General features: G+C 54.7%; 15 protein-coding genes. 7 read left to right on the top strand and 8 right to left on the bottom strand.

Annotated elements, in window-relative coordinates; translation table 11 throughout:
* Nucleotides 1-9: 9 nt before the first annotated feature.
* The 7 genes from EI185_RS05720 to EI185_RS05690 form a co-directional block, all read right to left on the bottom strand.
* Nucleotides 10-1,326, bottom strand: a complete 1,317-nt coding sequence (locus EI185_RS05720) for a polysaccharide lyase domain-containing protein (protein WP_124704173.1) — start codon at nt 1,324-1,326, stop codon at nt 10-12.
* Between the two features lie 4 nt (nt 1,327-1,330).
* Nucleotides 1,331-1,858 carry a shikimate kinase gene (locus tag EI185_RS05715; RefSeq protein WP_124704172.1) on the bottom strand — a complete coding sequence of 176 codons (528 nt, stop codon included), beginning with the start codon at nt 1,856-1,858 and terminating at the stop codon, nt 1,331-1,333.
* 98 nt (nt 1,859-1,956) lie between these two features.
* Nucleotides 1,957-4,179, bottom strand: coding sequence for a type IV pilus secretin PilQ (locus EI185_RS05710; RefSeq protein WP_124704171.1), 2,223 nt, complete (start codon nt 4,177-4,179; stop codon nt 1,957-1,959).
* A gap of 14 nt (nt 4,180-4,193) precedes the next feature.
* Complete coding sequence (locus EI185_RS05705; protein ID WP_124704170.1) at nt 4,194-4,697, bottom strand: pilus assembly protein PilP; 504 nt, start codon at nt 4,695-4,697, stop codon at nt 4,194-4,196.
* The gene (locus EI185_RS05700) at nt 4,694-5,317 is read right to left on the bottom strand and encodes a type IV pilus inner membrane component PilO (RefSeq protein WP_124704169.1); all 624 of its coding nucleotides are present in this window, start codon (nt 5,315-5,317) and stop codon (nt 4,694-4,696) included. Before EI185_RS05700 ends, EI185_RS05705 begins: the two co-directional genes overlap by 4 nt.
* Nucleotides 5,314-5,898 carry a PilN domain-containing protein gene (locus EI185_RS05695; protein ID WP_124704168.1) on the bottom strand — a complete coding sequence of 195 codons (585 nt, stop codon included), beginning with the start codon at nt 5,896-5,898 and terminating at the stop codon, nt 5,314-5,316. Before EI185_RS05695 ends, EI185_RS05700 begins: the two co-directional genes overlap by 4 nt.
* Nucleotides 5,895-6,971 (bottom strand): pilus assembly protein PilM, encoded by a 1,077-nt coding sequence (locus tag EI185_RS05690; RefSeq protein WP_124704167.1) that lies wholly within the window; start codon nt 6,969-6,971, stop codon nt 5,895-5,897. The genes EI185_RS05695 and EI185_RS05690 overlap by 4 nt, the downstream gene beginning before the upstream one ends.
* 208 nt (nt 6,972-7,179) lie before the next feature.
* Between EI185_RS05690 and EI185_RS05685 the strand changes: the two genes are divergently transcribed.
* The 7 genes from EI185_RS05685 to prsT (EI185_RS05655) all read left to right on the top strand — a co-directional run bounded on the left by EI185_RS05685 (nt 7,180) and on the right by prsT (EI185_RS05655) (nt 21,147).
* Entirely contained in the window at nt 7,180-9,525 is a 2,346-nt protein-coding gene (locus EI185_RS05685; protein WP_124704166.1) for a penicillin-binding protein 1A, read from the top strand.
* A 5-nt stretch (nt 9,526-9,530) separates the two neighbouring features.
* A complete protein-coding gene (locus EI185_RS05680; RefSeq protein ID WP_124704165.1) occupies nt 9,531-10,151 on the top strand; it encodes a nucleotidyltransferase domain-containing protein in 621 nt (206 codons plus the stop codon).
* A gap of 318 nt (nt 10,152-10,469) precedes the next feature.
* Entirely contained in the window at nt 10,470-11,816 is a 1,347-nt protein-coding gene (locus tag EI185_RS05675; RefSeq protein WP_223247695.1) for a TIGR03013 family XrtA/PEP-CTERM system glycosyltransferase, read from the top strand.
* Between the two features lie 19 nt (nt 11,817-11,835).
* Nucleotides 11,836-13,941, top strand: coding sequence for an XrtA/PEP-CTERM system histidine kinase PrsK (prsK, locus tag EI185_RS05670; RefSeq protein ID WP_124704163.1), 2,106 nt, complete (start codon nt 11,836-11,838; stop codon nt 13,939-13,941).
* A complete protein-coding gene (prsR, locus tag EI185_RS05665; protein ID WP_124704162.1) occupies nt 13,938-15,290 on the top strand; it encodes a PEP-CTERM-box response regulator transcription factor in 1,353 nt (450 codons plus the stop codon). The genes prsK and prsR overlap by 4 nt, the downstream gene beginning before the upstream one ends.
* A 245-nt stretch (nt 15,291-15,535) precedes the next feature.
* A complete protein-coding gene (gene prsT, locus EI185_RS05660) occupies nt 15,536-18,319 on the top strand; it encodes an XrtA/PEP-CTERM system TPR-repeat protein PrsT (RefSeq protein ID WP_189836304.1) in 2,784 nt (927 codons plus the stop codon).
* A gap of 35 nt (nt 18,320-18,354) precedes the next feature.
* Nucleotides 18,355-21,147, top strand: a complete 2,793-nt coding sequence (prsT, locus tag EI185_RS05655) for an XrtA/PEP-CTERM system TPR-repeat protein PrsT (RefSeq protein ID WP_124704160.1) — start codon at nt 18,355-18,357, stop codon at nt 21,145-21,147.
* A 121-nt stretch (nt 21,148-21,268) separates the two neighbouring features.
* Here the strand turns inward: prsT (EI185_RS05655) and EI185_RS18430 are convergent.
* Nucleotides 21,269-21,388: IS3 family transposase (locus tag EI185_RS18430; RefSeq protein WP_189836303.1), on the bottom strand; the 120-nt coding region annotated here is incomplete at its 5' end.

Genomic DNA, 21,388 nt, shown 5'->3' with positions numbered 1-21,388 from the left:
AATCCTCCATTATTTTCGGCGTGGCCGTGCCAGCAGCAGCGGCACGCTGGCAGACGGCTGCGCGCTCGACAGTGCGCCCACATCCTCCGGATTGCGGCGTTGTCCGGCATAGTCGCGCGTCAATTCGGGTAGCGCGGCCAGGCGTGCAGCAGACACACGCAGCCGGCGTATTGGCGTGACATCCAACTCAGGCGGCGCTGCGTCCGGGCGCCGCAGATACAGCTCGGCACTGGCATAGTCCTGCGCCAGATTACCTGCATCTACGAGGCCTGCCACGGCCCGGCCAGCGAAGATCAAATTATGCGTGAATGTCAGTTCTGCCACCGGCGTATCCGGCAGATGCAGCAAGCGTACGCCGTCACCGCTGGCGACAATGGTGTTGTAGGCAATCACGATATTTTTCGGAATGTCGTGATGCGGCTGGATATGCACTGCGTCGCCCGCCGGGTTGACGAAGATATTGTTGTACAGCGCAATATTGCCTTCCCCCTGAAACAGGGCTTCGGTCGGGTTGTCATAGAAAAAATTGGCGTAAATCAGGTAGCGATCATTTACGCCGTTGCCCGTAAGCGGCCAATGCCCAACCAGCACATTGGGGCGCGCCAACTGGCCACTACTGGCATTCTTTGCCTTGCTGAACACGTTGTGGCGGATAATGGTCTGCCGGGCTGTGGCAGGCATTCCGGGCACGCTGGCGCGGACGATCTGGTGTTTGATTTGCAGGTTGTAGCCTAGCGTGTCGGCGATATAGTTATATTCGATCACACCGCCGACAAACGCGTCGCTGCCATCCGAATTGCCGAGGTACATTCCAGTACCCGCGCCGAGAATCACATTGTCGCGAATCACCCAGTCCCACGCCGGACATTTGGTGGAGATGCCTACGGTTTGCTGGTTATTGCCATGCCCCTGAATCAGCAAGTTGGTCAGCGTAATATGATGCGCAAAATGCGCATGACCTTCGGCTCGCACGCCGTCCACCGGCAGGTTACCGCCGTCGAGGACCAGATCACGGATTTCAACATAAGCAGAATCCACGATGCTCACTGTGTTGGCGCCGGAACGGGCATGAAACACCGCGCGCGCCGGTGCAACTGGCCCGGCAATGACAATGGGACGGTTGGGCAGGCCGACCAGCTGATGTACCGGCAGACCGTTCGTATAATCGCCTGCTGCGAGTTGCAGCCGATCGCCAGGCTTCAGGGTCTGTATCAGTGCGTGATAATTGGCAGGATTGGCGCTGATTATTCGTGCTTCAGCCGTAACGCCGCTCCCAACCCAGAGGATGAATATCACCTGCCACACAAAGCGCCAGGCCGTCTTCACGATGTTAATCCGGCAAGCCGGCAAGTTTCTGTTCAAGCTGGCGTACCAGGGCATTGACGTTCTGCCGGCTGGTGTCGATTACCACGTCGGCCACTTCGCGATACAACGGGTCGCGCTCGGTGTACAACTCGCGCAAGCGCGCCTTGGGGTCGGCCGTTTGCAATAACGGACGATTGCGGTCATGGCGCGTACGTTGCCATAATTCCTCCACCGCACCGCGCAGATATACGACCGTGCCGCGCGACTTCAACAAGGCTCGGGTTTGCGCACTCAATACTGCTCCACCCCCTGTGGCCAACACCACGTTGTCGAGGCTGCTCAATTCGTCAATGACAGCTTCTTCACGCCTGCGAAAACCCGCCTCACCTTCTACTTCGAATATCACCGGAATCGTTACGCCATTGCGGCGTACCAGCTCATGGTCGGAATCATAAAAGCATTTATCGAGGTGTCTGGCCAGCAACTTGCCTACTGTCGTTTTTCCGGCACCCATCAGGCCGACCAGAATAATATTGGTATGTTTATCAGTCATGGCAGGATTGTAGCGAAAGCTGACGCTGCTACCTAGTCTGGCCATTTGAACGGACGAAAAAAAGCGGGCTATGCCCGCTTTTTTTAATGGATGAGATTTTAACGCAATTCCATATTATCCTTGATAATGCGTGGAGTGAGGAATATCAGCAATTCCATTTTGCTATTCTGCTTGTTCGTCGTTTTGAACAAATTCCCTAATACCGGAATATCTCCCAGCAATGGCACCTTATTGGTATCATTCCGGGTAGTTTGTTCGAAGATACCTCCCAGAACTGCCGTTTCACCGTTCTTCAAGCGCACCTGCGTTTTAACCCGTTTGGTATCTATGGCAGGCTGCCCCGCCACGCTGATCCCCTGAGCATCTTTCTGCACTTCGACATTCAAGATCACTGAATCGTTGTTCAGGATTTGGGGGTTAACCAGCAGACACAGAAAAGCATCCTTAAATGTCACTGTGGGCGGGGAGTTCGCGGTGCCAGGGGTAATGTAGGGAATCTGCGTGCCCTGCAGGATGACCGCAGGTCTCTGGTTGGAAGTCACTACACGCGGATTGGAGATGATCTTGCCGCGATTGTCCGCTTCCAGTGCGGACAACTCGAGGCTCACCAAATTGCCGCTGCCCAGATTGATCAGCGACAGCCCAAGCGTGCCAGTCACACCAGCCGCACCCGGCAGATTCACATTAGGAAAATTAAAATTAAATGGCGCCGCGCCATTTACACCGGAGGTTATTCCATTCGCCGCGTTAGCTGCGCTATTGGAAACACCCACGCTGTCGCCTGGGCGGCCATGCTGGACACCAAAGCGCACGCCCAATTGACGGCTGAACCCGTCATCCGCCACCACCACACGCGCTTCGATCATCACCTGTTTGGCAGGAATATCGATCAATTTGAGCAATTCGCGTACTTCATCCTGTTTGCTGGGCGTATCACTGACTATCAGACTGTTGGTCTGCGGCTCGGATGAGGCGCTACCACGAGCGGAAAGTATCCGGCTCACTCCGCCCGCTGAACCAGGTGCTGTGGTTGGTGCGGCCGTAGTTGTCACTGGGGTTGCCTTGACGCCTTGAGCTTGCGCCGAACATGACACATCTTCTCCGTTATCGCCCGGTGCCGCGGCCTGCCCTTGCAATACCCGGGCAGCTTGCTCGGCACGCATGTAGTTCAGCTCGTAGCTGCGCACTACCAGCGGTTCCAGTGCCTGGGTAGCCTGACGCGACTCCAGTTCGGCTTTTTCTTTGGCAACCAGCTCATCCTTGGGCGCGATCCAGATCACATTACCATTGACGCGCTTGTCCAGACCTTTGCTTTGCATGATGATGTCGAGAGCCTGATCCCAGGGCACGTCTTTCAGGCGCAGGGTAAGGTTACCGTTCACCGTGTCACTGGTGATGATGTTAAGCCCGGTAAAATCGGCAATCACTTGCAGCACCGAGCGCACCTCAACGTTCTGGAAGTTGAGGGAAAGCTTGTCGCCGGTATACTTGGGCTTGCCTGAGCCGGTTTTACCGGATTCTTCCTGTTTGGCACGTACTTCGATGGTGAACTGGTTGTCGGCCTGATAAGCGGAGTACTCGTAGTCGCCTTTGGGCTCCACTACCATGCGCACATTGCCACCGTTGCTCTGGGTTTCAATATATTTTACGGGTGTTGCGAAATCATTGACATCAAGACGGCGTTGCAGGCTGCGCGGCGCGTCTGTATTAAGGAAATCCACAACCAGCTGTTGACCCTGCTTGCGAATATCGATGCCGGTGGTGGTGTCGGATAATGTCGCGACGATGCGCCCTTCTCCGCTTGACCCACGGTGAAAGTCAATGTCGCGCACACTATGCTTGGCGGCGCTTGGCGAGCCTTCAGCGAAACGCGGCGTTTCATTGCTGGTAATCTGATTATTGGATGCTTGCAGGGTGATGAACAGATCATTACCCTCCATGCGTGTGGTGTATTGGGCAGCCTTGGACAGGTTCAACACCAGGCGAGTACGGTCTCCAGCTTGCACGATATTGATATCGCGCAGCGCGCCCTGTCCGACATTGACGGTATTTTTACCAAGACCATTGCTGGCTCCGGCCAGATCAAGCACGACACGCGGCGGGTTGTTGATGGCAAAGCCAGCAGGACTGGCTTTAAGGGGCTGCTTTAAACCCACCTTAATCAGAAGCTTGCCATCTTCCAGCGTGGAATAATCAAGCGACTGTACGCTGTTGGCGTCGCTTCCCGCGGCACGTACTGTCTGCATACCCATGGCCAGGAATAAGGCGACGGCGATACATGCAAGTAATTGTTGGTATAAATGAGCCAGTTTGTTTTTCATGGTAGACCTCATGTTTACTGTTCCTGCAGGGTAAGGTTGCTTTCGCGCTCTGCCCAGTCGCCTGCGCTGTCCTGCACGATTTCTTTTATTTTCACGGTGGTGTCATTCACTGCGGTAACCAGACCAAAATTTTGCCCCATGTGGTTGCCGCTATGAACCCGGTAAATTGCGTTGTCCGGCGCCTTGATAATTGCAAATGTCTGGCCTTTTTGCTTGAGTACCCCTACCATTTTCAGGCTTTCCAATGCGTAAGCTTCAAGTGGCTCTTTGGGACGATTCATATCCGGCTGCAGTCCGCCGCCACCTTGAGATAGCTTGAGTTTGCGCGGCTTGAACGGGTCGGGAAGGTCAAATGCCGCATAGGTAAACGGCTGATAAGGCTTGACCTCAGGCAATGGCTCAACCTTGCCGCGCAGATTGTTGCCCGAGTTTTTGACAAACTGTTCCAGGTCTTCATAGCCATTACCGCCGCATGCGGCGAGGCTCAATAACAGGATAATGGAAACGAGCCGTTTCATTTTTTAGCTGCTCCCTTGGCGCCTTTTTTTTGCGCCGCAATTTCGTCATCGTCCAGATAACGATAGGTTTTCACGACGGCATTCATGGATAAGGCACCGTCTTTTTCCGGACTGATTTCAATATCATGCAAGGTAACGATACGCGGTAGTTGCGCGATGTCGCTGGCAAAGGCGCCAAGATCATGATAACTGCCGGTAAGGCGCACACTGATTGGTAATTCGGCGTAGAAATCACCGATTTTTTCTGTGCCCGGCTTGAATAACTCAAATTGCAGGCCACGCCCCAGCCCTGCCTGGTTAATGTCGGTCAGTAGCGCATCCATCTCGGACTTGTTGGGTAACTGTTTGAGCAGCGCGCCGAACGAGCGCTCTATGTCCTTGAGTTGCTGTTTGTAAGCATCAAGGTTAATAGCCTGACGCTTTTTGTTCATGTAAGTGTCGCGCAGGGACATCTCTTCCTGCTTGGCAGTATTTAATGCATCGAGTTGCCCACTCCAGCCAAACCAGTAGCCGGCGAAAACAATCGCCACAAACAGCACCGCCAGAAGAACCGCCTTAACGCTCATCTGCGCATTGGCAAGATCCTTCAGGTTGAGATTATTCAGGTCATCTAGAGTCATGATTTACCGCCATTTTTTGCTTGGGCATCGGCGCTGCTCTGTGGCTGTTTCTGCTGCACATTGAGGTTGAATTCATTGGCACGCAAACCTTGTACGGTCGCGGCATGAATTTCAATCAATGCCGGCGATTCCAGCCATGGCGATGACTCCAGATTGCGCATCAGGCTGGAAACGCGCGCACTGGACTGGGCATACCCTTGCAGATTGATGGTATTACCGGTCTGCTTGATGGATTTCAGGTAAAGCCCCTCTGGCAATAACCGCACCAACTGGTCAAGCAAATGCACTTCGTTGGATCTGTTGGTTTGCAAAGTCTCTACCGCCTGCTTTCGGGCAAGCAACGACTGCGTCTGCTCCTTGAGCCCCTTGATCTCAACAATATCCTTGTCGAGTTTGGCGATTTCGACTTTCAAATATTCATTACGCTTTGCCTGGGTCTGTTGGCGAGCATCCAGCGCCAGATAACCCAAAATAACGATGGCGATACCAAACAGGGCGACTGACCCCAGCAACAGATTGAACTGGCGTTGGCGTGCCGCGCGCTTGACTTCACGATGCGGGAGAAGGTTGATGCGTATCATGCTGGGTCAAACCTCCTCATCGCCAGCCCGCAGGCAACTATCAGTGCAGGCGCGTCGAGCGCAAGCCGGCCCGGCTGTACTTTGTTTGAAACAGCCATATTGGCAAATGGATTGGCGACCATGGTGCTGGCCTGGGTACGCCCGGCAACCTTTTCATCCAGACCGGGGATGGCTGCACAACCGCCTGCAAGGACTATGTGATCAACCTTGCTATACGGTGTGGAAGTAAAGAATAACTGCAGCGCGCGGCTGATTTCCAGCGCTACAGTATCGGTAAACGGCTCCAGCACTTCTGGCTCATAACTTTCCGGCAAGTTACCACCACGCTTGGCTTTTTCTGCTTCTTCAATTGACATGCCATAGCGGCGCTGGATTTCCTGTGTCAGCTGATTACCGCCAAATGATTGTTCGCGCTGGTACATCATTTGCCCATCCACAAATACCATGATATGCATGGTTGCCGCACCGATATCGATCAGCGCAACAGTTTGCCCGCGCCCTTCGTCGGGCAACATGTGCGTCATGGCTTCGTACGCTGTCTGGCTGGCATTGGATTCCATATCCATTACCAGCACTTTCAGCCCGGCAGCTTCAGCTGCGGCCACGCGATCCTCTACCTTTTCCTTGCGGCTGGCGGCAAGCAACACTTCCACCTCGCCCGGATTATTCGGTGCCGAGCCCAGTATCTGGAAATCCAGATTCACCTCATCCAGCGCGAACGGAATGGACTGGTTGGCTTCAGCTTCAACCTGCGATTCCAGTTCTTGCTCGGGCAGGTCTGCGGGCAGGATAATTTTCTTGGTAATGACTGCAGCAGCGGGCAGCGCAAGCGCAACATGTTTTGCGCGGCTACCCATGTCTTTCCAGGCGCGCCGGATAGCATCAGCCACTTCGTCAAGCTTGGCGATATTCCCATCGACCACAGCATCTTTGGGCAATGGCTCAATCGTATAGCGCTCGATACGATACAGACCCCTCCCTGCATCGCTGACTTCCACCATCTTAATGGCGCTGGTGCTGATATCAACGCCAATCAGAGGGGGAGACTTCGCTTTGAAGAAATCGAACTGCAATGGAAATCCCTTTTTTAATGTAATAGTTAGGAACTAAATACACAATTCACGTTAAATGCTAACAACAAGTTTATATGCTGTAAAGGTTTTTACACTTTCCACAATCCACACCAGGCCCACGACAAGCGTGTTTTAACTTGCCTACTGATAACGCCTATAATGTCGGGAACTTTAGATTCCTCACCCAAGATTTTTTACTGATACCAAAATGTTCAAATCTCGTTGGCACTATCTCATTGCTGCACTGGTTACTTTTTTTCTGCTCATCGCCGCTTTGGGAGTCCTTGCTGCAGTATTGATTTATCCCAACTTACCCAGCCTGGATAGCCTTACCGATTACCGCCCCAAAGTGCCGATGCGGGTCTACACTGCGGATAATTCTCTGATTGCCGAATTCGGCGAGGAGCGGCGCGCCGTGGTCAGCCTCTCCAATATTCCTCATTTTGTCCCGCAGGCCATTCTGGCTGCAGAAGATGAGCGTTTTTATCAGCACGGCGGCGTGGATACCTTAGGCATTTTGCGCGCAGCGTTAAGTAACGTGATGTCGGGCGGCGCGAAAGAAGGAGCTTCCACCATCACCATGCAGGTGGCACGAAATTTCTTTCTGACTCGCGAAAAAACTTTCGCCCGTAAATTGAATGAGGCGCTGCTCTCAATCAAGATTGAGCATGCCTTGTCCAAGGATCAGATTCTCACTCTGTATATCAATCAGATTTACCTTGGTCAGCGTGCCTATGGTTTTGGCGCCGCTTCCTATGCCTATTTCGGCAAACCATTGCAGAAAGTCACTATTGCCGAGGCGGCGATGCTGGCCGGATTGCCCAAGGCGCCGTCACGCTACAACCCGGTGGTCAACTTTGAGCGTGCGCGTCAGCGTCAGTTGTACGTACTTAACCGTATGCATGTACTCAAATATATTGATGACGCCCAATACGAGCAAGCCAAAAACCAGCATCTGGTGATCCGCAGCGGGCCGCTGAGTACAAAAAACGTCAGCGCAGATTATGTGGCCGAGATGGTGCGACAGGCCATGTACGATCGCTACCAGGATGCCATCTACACCAGCGGAATGAAGGTTTATACGACAATACGCAAACGCGATCAGGATGCCGCCGACCAGGCGTTGTGGCAGGGCGTAATGGATTACGATCAACGCCACGGCTATCGCGGTGTGGAGGGGACTGTCCAGATACCCGAAGACAACCAGAATATTGAAACCACGCTGGATGATGCCTTGCAGAATTCGGTTGTCATCCATAATTTGCAACCCGCTGTGGTGCTGGAAGCGAGCCCCAAACTGGTACGCGCTTACAGCAAGGATTCCGGCATGATTACCATCACCGGCGCCGGACTCAAATTTGCCCAGCGCGCACTTACTGGCGGTCTCCCGTCCAAGCTTGATATCCGACGCGGGGCATTGATCCGGGTAGAGAAAGATGCCAAGACCAACGCCTGGCGGATTGTTCAGATACCCACCGTGGAGGCCGCATTTATCTCTATCGATCCAAAAACCGGCGCGATTCTGTCACTGGTCGGAGGCTTCGACTACAACCTTAATAAGTTCAACCACGTTACCCAGGCATGGCGCCAGCCTGGCTCCAGTTTCAAACCCTTCATTTACTCTGCCGCACTGGAAAAAGGCTTTACCGCCGCCACCCTGGTGGATGATGCACCCCTTACAATCCCGGCTGCGCAGGCCGGCGGCGTGGAGTGGTCTCCAAAAGACTACGAAGATACCTATTCCGGCATAGTCAGCGTACGTCAGGCGCTGACCAAATCCCTTAATCTACCTACCATTCGAATCCTGCAGGCGATCGGTCCTAATTACGCGCGCGACTACACAAAACGTTTCGGTTTCGACCCTGCGCGCCAGCCCCCTTATCTCACCCTGGCGCTCGGCGCCGGTTCGGTCACGCCACTACAGATGGCGAGGGGCTATACCGCGTTTGCCAATGGCGGACGCTTAGCCACCCCCTATCTGATTACCCGCGTTGTAGATCAGCAAGGGCGGATACTAAGCCAGACCGTGCCGGAAAAACCGCACCAGGTGATCGACCCGCGCAACGCATTTATCATGACCAGTCTGATGCAAAGTGTGGTGCGGCGTGGCACTGCAGCACGCGCCATGCAGCTGGGACGTACCGATCTGGCGGGTAAAACGGGCACCACCAACGATCAGGTCGATGCATGGTTTAGCGGCTACCAACCCAGCGTAGTGGGGGTTGCCTGGATCGGCTTTGACCAACCACGTACTCTCGGCAGAGGTGAAACCGGGGCCCAGGCCGCGCTGCCGATCTGGATGAAATACATGGGAACGGTATTGCGTGATGTACCACAAACCGGTTACGCGGTGCCCAGTGGCATTGTCACCGCCACCATCAATCCGCTCACTGGTCTGCCAGTCGCGAACGGCGAGACGGGCTACAACGAATATTTTTATCAGGAGACCGTACCAGTGCTCACCACCGCCCCTGCCATTCCAGAGGCAGTGCCTGCTACACCGGAGCCCCCTCAACCGGACACCCCACAACCTGACTCCAGCCCGGTGTTTTAGACATCATGAGTAATCGACGCAATCAATTGCGTGAGCGCCTGGCGCAACTTGCTGCGCAATTAATGGCCGAGCATGGCATTCAGGATTACGGGCTGGCCAAACGCAAGGCTGCGCGTCAGCTGGGCGTGGAAGATGGCTATAACTTGCCAGGCAATCAGGAAATCGAACTGGCGCTCAAATCGTACCAGGCGCTCTACCATAGCGAATCCCACCCGGCGCGGCTACGGGAGTTGCGTGAGATCGCGCTGGATACCATGCGCATGCTCACCGATTATCATCCCTATTTAACCGGTTCGGTGCTCAATGGCACGGCCGGACCGCACTCTGATATCAATCTTCAGCTCTATACCGACAACGAAAAAGAATTCGAGCTGTATCTGATGCAACGCAACATCCCCTTTAAACAGGGACAACGTCAGATACACCGGCAGGGGGGGGCAAAAAACATCCCCAGTTTCACACTTAACCTGGATACGGCGGATGTGGAAATCGCCATTTATCCTGAAGACGAGTTGCGCAGTGTTCCCCGCGGTCAAGCTGACGGCCGTACGCCAAAACGCGCCAAATTGTCACAAGTACAGGCACTGTTAGACGACGTAACGCCCGCTTTACCCGCCATTGAATAGCCCAATATTGGGCATTCCCGTATTCAGACGCCCCCCTCACAAAACATGTCAAGAAATCCGACATACAGTTGAGATCACGACGCCGCACCGCTAGACTCTTGCCCCGAAGGGATTGTTTGAGTTTCCTAAACACCGTGCCTGGGCAAAACAATTCGCCATTTTTTACAACTGGCACGTATCCTGCGTAGCCATTCTGAAAAAACAATATAACCAATAAACAATCGGCACCTCACAATACAAACGGGACAACCCAAAGGTGACAAGCACAACATGATTCGATTTTTCCGACATTACATACCCGCCCATTTGATATTAATAATGGGGCTGGACCTTGCCGTCATGGTCGCTTCGATCTATCTAGGCATCTCCGTGCGTTTCATCGAGAACAGCGGCGACCTGCCTGCTTCACTCGGCCCGATATTCCCTAAAGCCAGCTCGTTTGCCCTGGTGATGATGTTGATCATGACCGTATTCGGCATGTATAGCGGCGAATGGATGGCGGGTGCGCGTGCCGTTGCCGTCCGCATGATTGCCAGTTTCGCAATGGGTTTCGTGGTCATGAGCCTGCTGTTTTATTTGTTCCCGGACATGCTGCTGGGACGCGGCGCATTCCTGTTTTCTCTGCTGTTTGCCCTGATCGGTATAACGCTTACCCGCATTGCATTCGTTAAATGGTCTAATCTCGACACCTTCAAGAAACGTGTCCTGGTGCTGGGGAGTGGCAGCCGTGCCGCCAAGGTGGATCAACTGATCAAGTCGATGTCATCGGCCCGCAGCCTGCAAATAGTGGGTTATCTCCCCTTGCAGGGCAACCACCATTATGTAGAGCATGCGCGCGTATTGCATGACACCACCAGCCTCGGCGAAATCGTCACCAAATACAATATCCATGAAATCGTCATTGCGGTACGCGACCGCCGTGATGGCGGTCTGCCAGTGAGCGAATTACTGGAATGCAAGTTGCGCGGCATCAATGTCATTGAGCTATCCTCATTCTTCGAGCGCGAAAATGGTCAACTGCAACTGGAATCACTTAACGCCAGCTGGATCATCCTATCCGAAGGCTTCAAGCAGGGACTCGCGCGCGACACCATCAAACGCATTTTCGATCTGGTGGTGAGTCTCGTCATCATGCTGATTTCACTGCCCGCCATGGCACTGACTGCACTGGCAATTTATCTGGAAAGCGGCGGCCCGGTACTCTATCGTCAGGAACGCGTAGGTCAACATGGCAAGCCATTCACCATCTTGAAATTTCGCAGCATGCGTCCCGATGCAGAACAGGACGGCAAACCGCGTTGGGCGAACAAGGATGACGATCGCACCACACGTACCGGACGTTTTATTCGGCGCGTGCGTCTTGATGAACTGCCGCAACTATTTAACGTATTCATGGGACATATGAGCTTTGTTGGCCCGCGGCCCGAGCGTCCCTATTTCGTCGATGAATTGACCCGGCAGATTCCCTATTACAACAGCCGTCACACCGTCAAACCCGGCATTACCGGCTGGGCGCAGGTGTGTTACGCGTATGGCGCCAGCGTTGAGGATGCGGTGGAAAAGCTGCAATATGATTTGTACTATGTCAAAAACCATACCCTGTTCCTTGACATGATGGTCCTGTTTCAGACAGTACAGGTTGTACTCTGGGGCAAAGGTCAGTAAACCCGCCGCTGTCGCCCACATGAATGCCACCCTGATCAGCTACGGTTTTGCATCGGTTGCGTTTGTAGCACTGAGCGCGATGGCAGTATCGAGACGCGGAGCCAATCGCACCGGCATGTTTATGGCTGCCAGCGTGATAAGCGCATTGTGGGCTGGACTCGCAGCGCTGGACGCTTACCATGGCCAGCACATCTCCTCGCTCACCGCAATTACAGAACTGTTGCGCGATGCCGCATGGCTTTATTTCCTTCTTGACCTGGTGAACCAGCGCCAGGGCATGCAGCCTAAAACCATGTCCATTCTGCGCGTGGCCGGCTATGTCATGCTGGCATACTGCGCGCTGCTAATAGTACGTATCGTGGCGGATTCGTTGAGTATTTTTCCGGGCCTCGTTGATCTACCGATACTGGATACACTACTCGGCGGCGCAGTAAGCCGGGTTATCCTGGCAGTGCTTGGCATGGCATTGGTGGAACAGCTATTCCGCAGTACCCGCAGCGAGGACCGCTGGGGCATCAAATACCTGTGCTTTGGTCTGGGCGGCATGCTGGTCTATGACTTTTACCTATACTCCGACGCCATGCTGTTTCAACATATTGACGCGGAAATCTGGGCTGGACGCGGAATTGTGAATGCATTGTCGGTGCCGCTGATCGCCATTTCCGCCAAACGCAATCCCAACTGGGATCTGCGCGTCACCGTATCCCGACGACTGTTTTTCCATACGGCAGCCCTGCTCGGTGCAGGCGTATACCTGCTGATCATGGCAGGCGCAGGCTATTACATCCGCACCTTTGGCGGAGAATGGAGCAGTATCCTGCAGGCGGCATTCCTGTTCGGTGCGTTCGTGATCCTGCTGTCGGTTCTATTTTCCGGCACACTGCGGGCACGGGTGCGGGTATTTTTGAGCAAGCATTTTTTTAGTTACACCTACGACTATCGCGATGAATGGCTCAATTTCACCCGCATCCTGTCGCAGGGTGACCCCGGCGAACAGCTATGCACGCGCGCCATCCAGGCCGTTGCGGGATTGGTGGAGAGCCAGTCGGGCGCCTTGTGGCTAACGCGCGAACCTCATCGCTTCACCCGCATAGTTAGCTGGAATCTGCACCACGCCGATGGCGAAGAACCTGTCGATGGCGCCTTGGCTGAGTTTCTTACCCAGCGCGAATGGGTAATCAATCTGGATGAATATCGCAGCCAGCCCGAGCTCTACGAAGGCCTGCAGCTGCCTGCCTGGATCAATGCCATCCCTGATGCCTGGCTGCTAGCGCCACTACTGGTGCGCGACAAACTGATCGGATTCATGATTATCGGTCGCTCATTGGGAAAAATCCCATTCAACTGGGAAGTCAGCGATCTGATCAAGACCGCCGCGCGCCAAGCCGCTGCCAACCTGGCCCAGATGGAGGCCGCGGAAGCCCTTACCGTTGCGCGTCAGTTCGAATCGTTCAACCGCATGGCGGCGTTTGTCGTGCACGACCTGAAAAACCTCATCGCACAGCAATCCCTGCTGGTGTCCAATGCCGGGAAATACAAGCACAACCCGGAGTTCGTGGACGACATGATCAGCACCGTGGAAAGCTCGGTGGCGCGCATGGATCGCCTGCTGCAACAACTCAAGGGCGGCCAGCCGGCAGTGCTGACCGAGCAGAAAATCGAGCTGGGCGGATTGCTTTCCGAAATTATTGGCGAGAAACATGTCTACCGGCTTAAACCCGTGCTGCAGATAGATGTCGCTTCCATCGAAGTCAATGCCGATCACGAACGCCTCAAACGCGTGCTCGGCCACATCCTGCAAAATGCGCTAGAGGCCACCCCCTACGATGGGCATATTGAGGTACATCTGTCGCTCCAGGACGACGATGCGGTGATAGACATTACCGATACCGGTTGCGGTATGGATGACGCCTTCATCCGCGAACGCCTGTTCCGCCCGTTCGATTCCACCAAAGGCTCCGGCATGGGCATTGGCGCCTACGAATGCCGCGAATATATTCTCGAACTGGGCGGCAGAATCGACGTGACCAGCACACCCGGGCAGGGGACTACTTTCAACATCCATATCCCCGCAGAAAACACGCGGCGAGAAACAGGCAATTTGACTCAAGGAGAAATCGCGTGAGCGATAACAAACCCACACTACTCGTAGTCGAGGACGACCCGGGGTTGCAAAAGCAGCTACGCTGGAGCCTGGATGGGTATGACATACAACTGGCGGCCGACCGTGAAGCCGCTCTCAATCAGATCCGTCGCTTCGAGCCGGCCGTGGTATTGCTCGATCTCGGCCTGCCACCGTTTCCCGACAGTGCCGAGGAAGGACTCGCTACTTTGCAACAAATCGTAGCCATCGCACCCTCCACCAAGGTAATCGTTGTAACGGGCAATCAGGATCGCGTCAATGCCGTCAAAGCCATCAGCCTTGGCGCCTATGATTTTTACCAGAAGCCATTCGATCCGCAAATTCTGGACATGATCATTGCGCGCGCGTTTCGCGTGCACGGTCTGGAGCAAGAGAACCGCGTACTCCAGCAACAAAGGCCTGGCGAAGTCATGCACGGCATTATCACCAGCGCACCGGTCATGGTCCGTGTATGTCGTACTGTGGAAAAAGTCGCCCCCTCCGACGCAACCGTATTGCTGCTGGGTGAATCCGGTACCGGCAAAGAAGTGCTGGCACGTGCTTTGCACCGGCTCTCCAACCGGGCCAGTGAACGTTTTGTCGCCATCAACTGCGCAGCCATACCCGAGGCCTTACTCGAATCCGAGCTGTTCGGCTATGAAAAGGGCGCATTCACCGGAGCTGCAAAACAGACTATCGGAAAAATCGAATACGCCAGCAAAGGCACCCTGTTCCTCGATGAAATCGGCGACTTGCCGCAACCTCTGCAGGCCAAGTTATTGCGTTTCCTGCAGGAGCGCGTCATCGAGCGCCTGGGCGGACGTGGCGAAATCCCGGTCGATGTGCGGGTGATCGGGGCCACCCACCAGAATCTTGAAAACCTGATCCAGGCAGGCAGCTTTCGCCAGGATTTATACTACCGCCTGAGTGAAATCAGCGTGACGATCCCGCCACTACGGGAGCGTCAGGGTGACGCCGCCCTGCTCGCCCATGCCTTCCTGGAAAAATTCAGCACTCAGCAAAACCGCACCCTGAAAGGCTTCACAGCCGACGCCATTGAAACCATCGAAGCCCACCCCTGGCCAGGCAACGTACGCGAAATGGAGAATGTCATCAAGCGCGCAGTCATCATGGCCGAGGGCACGCAGATCACCGCCCAGGATCTGGGCTTGAAAGCTGGTGGCGCCGAATCCGAACCGCTCAACCTGCGCCAGGTTCGTGAAGAAGCCGATCGTCGCGCAGTGATCCGAGCCCTGGGGCGTACCAATGGCAATATCGTGCAGGCTGCGGAGCTATTGGGCGTTAGCCGGCCAACCTTGTATGACTTGATCAACCGTTGCGGCCTGAAATAAATTTTCCGTGACTATCAACCAGATGGCCGATAACGCCATTTGTTGCGGCGTGGTAGCATGATCTGCAAATCTTGAAGGGAAACATGGATATGTTGCGGCTGGACTTGCTGTTGTTATTTATGCGCCTTGTCTTACCGCAACACTGAGGCCGGCTGATTTGGCTGCACTATTCAGACAATTCCTGCAGCCGGCCGCCATGATACCCACCACCAATAGTTAAAAAAACAATACCCCAGGAGATTGACGTGCCCTCTATATCCCGCCTTCATATTGCATTGCTGCTGACCCTATTCGCTACAGCAGCTTGCGGCGATTCCACATCAAAATACCTGTCCGAGGCCAAACAATTACAAGCAAAGGGCGACGACAAAGCCGCCATCATTCAGCTCAAGAACGTCCTGCAAAAAGATGACAAAAACGCCGAGGCACGCTATCTGCTGGGTACTGCCTATAACCGCAGCGGCGATTACGCCTCGGCGGAAAAAGAGCTGCGTCGCGCGCGCGACGCCGGGTACTCCCCGGACAAGGTAGTGGTTGCGCTGGCCGAAGCGCTGCAGGGACAAGGTGCTTACCAGCGGGTGATTGAGGAAATCACCCTGCCTCAGGGTGCTTCCGGGCCGCTCCAGGCGCAGATCCTCGTTGCCCGCGGCAACGCGGAATTGGGTCTGAATGAACCCGACAAAGCCGGAAAACTGTTCAACGAAGCGCTCAAAGCGGCACCCAGCTCTGCTTCGGCGCATTTGGGACTGGCACGCATCGCCGCCGCCAAAGGCAGCCTGGATAGCGCCCTCGGCGAAATCGAGAATGCCTTGAAGCTGGCGCCCACGGACCGGGACGCCTGGCTAATGAAAGCGGATCTGCTGCGCCTGAAAAACCAACCCGAAGCCGCGCTTGCTGCCTACCGCGAGGCGATCAAAAGCGATCCAACCAACTCCGCTGCCCACCTCAGCATTGCCTCCATTTATCTGGCGAGCAATAAATTCGCGGAAGCCCGGCAGGAAATCGAAGCGGCGCGCAAACTCAACCCCAACAACCTTTCCGTGCGCTATATGCAGGCGCTGGTGGATTTCCGTGGTGGCAAGCTCGACGCAGCGCGCGACAACCTGCAGGAGGTGCTGAAATCTGCGCCAGAATACCCGCCTGCTCTGCTACTGTCTGCCGCAGTCAACTATGCGCAGGGCTCCTACGAACAGGCCGCAAGCCAGCTCGGCAAGGTGCTGGAAAAAGCCCCTGCCAACGCTTATGCGCGCAAGTTGCTGGCCGCCACCCAGGCCAAACTGGGCCAGAGTGCGCAGGCACTGGCAACCTTGCAACCACTCAAACCGGAGGAATCGAACGACCCCCAGCTGCTGGCGCTGGCCGGTGACCTCTATCTGCACACCAATAATTTCACCAAAGCCAACCAGCTTCTGGAAAAAGCCGCCTCCATCGACCCCAAGAGCGCCTCCATCCGCACCGGCTTGGGCGTGAGCCGTCTCGCCAGTGGCGACACCGACCGCGCGCTGGCCGACCTCGAATCCGCCGCGACCCTGGATACTGGAGCCGGCGCGCACAAAGCCGACACGCTGCTGATCCTGACGCTGATGCGTGACAAAAAGTACGACCGCGCCCTGCAAGCCATCGCCGATCTGGACAAAAAGCAGCCCAACAGCCCAATCACCTACAATTTGCGTGGCGGCGCGTATCTGGGCAAAAAAGACCTGAGCAACGCACGCAAGAGTTTCGAGCAGGCGCTGGCAATCAATCCGGATTTTTTTCCGGCGGCTGCCAATCTTGCGCAACTCGACCTGCAGGCAAACAACCCAGCCGCCGCACGCAAGCGCTTCGAGACGCTGCTCCAGCACGATGCCAACAATGCCCAGGCTATGCTTGCACTGGCCCAGCTATCCGCCCGGGCAGGACAGGAAAAGGACTACCTGAGCTGGCTGGAACGGGCTGCCAAGACTGCGCCCGATGCGCTGCAGCCGCGTCTGCTGCTGGCCGATTACTACCTGCGTAAAAACGACTTCTCCAAAGCCCTGGTGCTGGCCAGAGAAGCCCGCACTGCCAATCCCGGTAACCCGGCCGCACTGGATATGCTCGGCAACGCCCAACTGGCGGCAGGCGATAAAGACAACGCTCTCGCCAGCTTCCAGAAACTGGCCGAAATGGCGCCGCAATCCCCCGCGGTTCAGGTTCGGATCGCCAATGCACAGCTGGCGCTCAAACAAACCGATAAAGCGCGCGCTGCGCTCAATCGTGCACTCCAGATCAAGCCTGATTTCCTTGATGCCCAGACCGCACTGATTGCCCTCGACATTCAGGGCAAACACTACGATCAGGCCATCCAGATGGCACACAAGGTACAACAGCAACTGCCGCGTGCCCCTGTTGGTTGGGTGTTGGAAGGCGATACACTGCTGATGCAAAAACAGCCCGCACTGGCACTGCAAAAATACGAAACCGCCTGGCGCCTGCAAAACAGTGGTCCGCTGGCCGTTAAACTCCACAACGCCAAAGTGCTTTCCGGCAAAGCCGCTGAGGCGGATGCCGGGCTGCTTGTCTGGCTCAAGGCGCACCCCGATGATGCCGCAAGCCGCGCCTATTTAGCGCAGAGCGCCATGGAGCGCGGCAACTACAAACTAGCCAATACCAACTACGCCACATTGCTGGAAAAATCCCCCAACAACATTTTGATCCTCAACAACTACGCATGGAGCCTGCAGCGCGCCGGCGACGCAAGAGCATTGGATTATGCCGAACGCGCCTACAAGCTTGCCCCCGACAATACCGCCGTTATGGATACACTAGCCGAAATATTGATGACCCGCGGGCAAACCGGGCGCGCCATACAACTATTCCGGCAGGCGTTGTCGAAGTCACCTGACAGCACTGAAATCGAGTACCACTACATCCAGGCACTGGCAAAATCCGGCGACACTGCTCGTGCACGTAGTGAACTGGAACGCCTGCTCGCTAGCGGTGCCGCATTTTCACACGAGTCTGAGGCGCGTACGCTACTCAAGCAACTGCAAGGCAAGACAAATTAACTACCGAGATTCAAGAATCTTTTCAGGGAACGAACATGTTACTTAAACCATTCCAGTCGGCTTTGATCCTTGCATTATTAACCACGTCCACCTTGCAAGGCTGCGACCATAACGCCAACCTGACCGAGCAGCAACTCATCCAGCGCGCAAAGGATTTTGAGGACAAAGGCGATCTAAAGACAGGCGTGATTGAACTGAAAAATGCACTTCAGAAAAATCCCAACAGCCCGCAAGCCAGGCTGCTACTCGGAGAAATTTACCTGAAAGCCGGCATGGGTGCGGAAGCCGAAAACGAACTTCAAAAAGCTCAAAAACTGGGTGTACGCCAGGAAACCATCAAACCCCTTCTGGGCGAAGCCTTGATGTTGATGGGAAAATACGATCGAGTACTGGCCGAAATTCAACCGGGCGACACAACTTCCAAACCCAACCTGGCACGCATTTATCAAATGCGCGGCGAAGCCTTGCTCAGGACAGGAAAATTGCAGGAGGCGTGTAATCTGTTTCAGCAATCACTCGATACCGATACGAGTAATCCATCGACTTATTGGGGGCTAGCGCAATGCGCGGTGGCAAATAAAGACATGAGCAAAGCCAAAGCCTTGCTCGATACCGCACTCAAGATCAATGACAGACAGGCCAAGACCTGGATATTTATTGGTGATTTGGAACAACTCAATAAAAATACGCAAGGTGCGCTGACTGCTTATAGCAGCGCGCTGAAAATCGAACCGGATAATCTGGAAGCACTACAAAACCGCGCCCTCATCAATATCACGCTCGGACAATTGGACACGGCTCGAAGAGATATTGAGAGCATACGCAAGATAGCGCCAAACTCGCTGCTTTCCAAATACACACAAGCTTTATTGGCCTTTAAACAAAATAAATACCCGGAAGCACGCGATGCACTACAAGAAGCGCTCCAAATCGCCCCGGACCATCTACCCAGTCTGCTGCTTTCCAGTGCTGTGAACTATGCTCTGGGTTCTTACGAACAAACTGCAAACCAACTTGGCAAAGTCCTCGAACGAACACCCGGCAACGCATATGCCCTCAAGCTGCTAGCTGTCACGCAATCCAAACTCGGCCAGAACAAACAAGCACTCATTACCTTGCAGCCGCTTAATCCAGAACAGTCAAATGACCCACAATTATTGGCGCTGGTGAGTGGTATTTATCTACAGGAACAGGAATACACGAAAGCGAAACAACTCCTGGAGAAAGCCGCCGCAATTGACCCAAAAAATGCTGCTATTCGTACCGGTTTAGGAGTAAGTCTCCTAGCCAGCGGCGAAACAGAACGCGCGTTAGCAGACTTGGGATCCGCCGCTGCGCTGGATAGCGGCACCGGCCCCGGTGCACGCGATGCAGACACGCTGCTGATCCTAAGCCTGATACGCGACAAACAGTATGATCGCGCACTGCTAGCCATCGCAGCGCTGGACAAAAAACAACCTAATAATCCGACCACCTACAATTTGCGTGGCGGCGCCTATCTGGGCAAAAATGACGTGGTCAATGCGCGCAAGAGTTTCGAACAGGCACTGGTGATCAAACCTGATTTCTTCCCTGCAGCAGAAAATTTAGCGCAACTTGATATACAGGCGAACAACCCTGCCGCAGCGCGCAAACGCTTTGAAAGCATCCTGAGCATTGATAAAAACAACTTACAAGCCATGATGGCCCTGGCAGAGCTGGCCTCCATCAATAAACAGGAAAATGCCTACGTCGGTTGGTTGGAAAAAGCTTCCAAAGCACACCCCGAAGCCATCCCACCCCGTGCCGCACTCACCCAGTATTACCTGACCAAGAATCAACCCCAGAAAGCATTGGCCTTAGCAAAAGAGGCGGTTAATGCTAATCCTAACAATCCAGGGGCACTCAATTTGCTGGGCGCCACACAACTGACTACCAATGATATAACCAACGCCATCGTTACTTTCACTAAGCTAACGAGAATGGACGAGCAATCTCCAGATGCCTACTTGCATCTAGCGTTTGCCCAAATTGCCAACAAGAACCTGACAGATGCCAGAACAAGCTTACAGAAAGCTCTACAACTCCAACCGAACCGGTCGCAAACTCTGGATACACTGCTCCGTTTGAATCTGACCGAAAACAAACTCGAAGCAGCTTTGCAGATTGCCCGCCAAATTCAGACTCTACAACCCAAATCCCCATTGGGATTCGACCGTGAAGGCGATATTCAGACTGCCCAGAAACATTTTCCTCAAGCAATCAAGGCTTATGAGCAAGCGCTGGATAAAGGTGCCGGATCGACCGAATTCATCAAGCTAAACCGTGTCTACGTTCTTGTTGGCAAAAACGCGCTTGCCGGGCAACTCCTCAACGCCTGGCTCAAACAGCATCCCAGCGACAACGTGGTGCGAGCCTACGCTGCCGAGTACTACATTTTTCGTGGCCAAAATAAGGAGGCCATCGCCCAGTACCAGGAAATCCAGCGGCAGTCCCCAAATAACGCACTCGTTCTGAATAACCTGGCTGGCTTATACGAGCGCGAACAAGACAATAGAGCACTGGCTACGGCCGAGCAGGCCTTGAAACTTGCCCCAGACAGCCCAGCCATTCAGGACACCCTGGGCTGGATTCTGGTAAAGCAGGGGCAAGCCCCGCGCGGTCTGGAATTGCTGAGCAAAGCCGTTGCCAAGGCACCCAAAGTGGCATCCTTCCGCTACCACCACGCCGCAGCGCTGGTCCGTACCGGAGACAAGACCCAGGCTCGGAAAGAATTGGAACAATTACTCGCCGACACCCAGAAATTCCCCGAGGCAGAAGCGGCCAAAGCGTTGCTCAAGAGTCTCTGAACAGGCCTGGATTTCCAACTGGAGCACGCCCAGATAGAGCCCGCGAGTTCAAATCCCAAGTGCAACGCTTGATTAAACCCTCGTGTGGGCGAGATGCGATAGCATCCGAGCCCCTCGACCGCTAAGTCAAAATTGCCTGGAAGGACCCTTCACGCATCAGGCTGCTCACCTGGTGCCGACCCATGGTCATGCCCTGCGCCTGCAACGCATGCACCAGGCGGCGGCTGCCATAGCACTGACC

Origin of the sequence: Sulfuriferula multivorans (assembly GCF_003851125.1) — a bacterium.
Taxonomy (GTDB): Bacteria; Pseudomonadota; Gammaproteobacteria; order Burkholderiales; family Sulfuriferulaceae; genus Sulfuriferula; species Sulfuriferula multivorans.
Note: the sequence above shows the minus strand (reverse complement) of the source record. Positions and strands in the feature narration are given on the sequence as shown.

Excerpts from the sequence above, each read along its gene's own strand:
- EI185_RS05675 (WP_223247695.1), top strand. The coding sequence starts at position 10,470 with ATGGGGCTGGACCTTGCCGTCATGGTCGCTTCGATCTATCTAGGCATC.
- prsT (WP_124704160.1), top strand. The coding sequence starts at position 18,355 with ATGTTACTTAAACCATTCCAGTCGGCTTTGATCCTTGCATTATTAACC.
- EI185_RS05705 (WP_124704170.1), bottom strand. The coding sequence starts at position 4,697 with ATGAAACGGCTCGTTTCCATTATCCTGTTATTGAGCCTCGCCGCATGC.
- EI185_RS05685 (WP_124704166.1), top strand. The coding sequence starts at position 7,180 with ATGTTCAAATCTCGTTGGCACTATCTCATTGCTGCACTGGTTACTTTT.
- EI185_RS05680 (WP_124704165.1), top strand. The coding sequence starts at position 9,531 with ATGAGTAATCGACGCAATCAATTGCGTGAGCGCCTGGCGCAACTTGCT.
- EI185_RS05715 (WP_124704172.1), bottom strand. The coding sequence starts at position 1,858 with ATGACTGATAAACATACCAATATTATTCTGGTCGGCCTGATGGGTGCC.
- EI185_RS05700 (WP_124704169.1), bottom strand. The coding sequence starts at position 5,317 with ATGACTCTAGATGACCTGAATAATCTCAACCTGAAGGATCTTGCCAAT.
- EI185_RS05710 (WP_124704171.1), bottom strand. The coding sequence starts at position 4,179 with ATGAAAAACAAACTGGCTCATTTATACCAACAATTACTTGCATGTATC.
- prsK (WP_124704163.1), top strand. The coding sequence starts at position 11,836 with ATGAATGCCACCCTGATCAGCTACGGTTTTGCATCGGTTGCGTTTGTA.
- EI185_RS05695 (WP_124704168.1), bottom strand. The coding sequence starts at position 5,898 with ATGATACGCATCAACCTTCTCCCGCATCGTGAAGTCAAGCGCGCGGCA.